The sequence below is a fragment of the Haloparvum sedimenti genome, from assembly GCF_001462205.1.
Lineage (GTDB): Archaea > Halobacteriota > Halobacteria > Halobacteriales > Haloferacaceae > Haloparvum > Haloparvum sedimenti.
This window is the reverse complement of the sequence record NZ_LKIR01000124.1, coordinates 28,453-29,522: the sequence shown is the minus strand read 5'-3', so window position 1 is coordinate 29,522 and position 1,070 is coordinate 28,453. Positions and strand designations below refer to the sequence as shown.

Sequence of the window (1,070 nt, the reverse complement as noted above, 5' to 3'; positions counted from 1 at the left end):
CCTCGGGGCCGCGGTCGTCGCCTACGACGTGGACCCGCAGACGACCAAACAGCGCATCGGCAACTACATTGGCCTGCTGGAAGGGTTCGTCGGCGTCGGCGCGACGCTCTACCTCGTCCTCGGCTACGAGCGGATGGTGTACGAGCAGCTCGGCGTGTACACCACCACCGACATGCTCGCCGGCCTGCTGATGATGGTCGTCGTTCTCGACGTGACGCGGCGCGTCTACGGGCCCATCCTCTCAGTGGTCGGCATCGGCGGTCTCGCGTACGCCTACTGGGGCCCGTACTTCCCGGGCATCCTCAACCACAACGGCGTCAGCATCAACCGGCTGATCCAGGGCCTGACGATCGAATACGGAAGCGGGCTCTACGGCGTCATCACCGGGGTCTCGGCGACGTACATCATCATCTTCATGATCTTCGCCGGAATGCTGGAGGCGTACGGCGCGCTCGACTACTTCCTCCAGCTGGGGACGATCGTCGGCCGGCGCATCAGGTCCGGACTCGCACAGATGACCGTCGTCGCCAGCCTCGGCATGGGGTCGATCAACGGGAGCGCGGCCGCCAACGCGGCGACGACCGGCGCGTTCACCATCCCCCTGCTGAAGCGGCACGGACTGGACGAGGACACGGCCGGCGCCTTCGAGTCGGTCGCCTCGAGCGGCGGGCAGATCATGCCGCCGATCATGGGCGCGGCCGCGTTCGTCATGGCACAGATCACGGGGAACAGCTACCTCTACATCATCGTTGTCGGGGCGCTGCCCGCCCTCCTGTTCTACTTCTCCGTCGCGGTCGGGGTCCACCTGACGACGATGAAGGAGGGGATCGAGGAGGTCGACCCGACGCAGCTCGAGCTCGAGTCGGTGAGCCTCCAGCGCGAGGAGGCTGTCGCGCAGCTGTTCGGCCGGTCGACCGACTCCATCTCCTTCGATAACCTCACGGTTCGCAACCTCGTCATCGAGGGGATCTCGCTGTGGGTCCCGGTCGGAGTGCTGCTGTACACGATGATCATCCTGACCTGGGACCCGCTGTACGCCGGGTTCTGGGCCGTCGCGTCCTCGATCCCGG

1 protein-coding gene is annotated in these 1,070 nt (G+C 66.3%); it reads left to right on the top strand.

Going from position 1 to position 1,070, the window contains the following annotated elements:
* Positions 1–1,070, top strand: a 1,070-nt coding sequence (locus AN233_RS09405; protein ID WP_125920011.1) for a TRAP transporter large permease subunit, incomplete at both ends; no start/stop codon positions are given.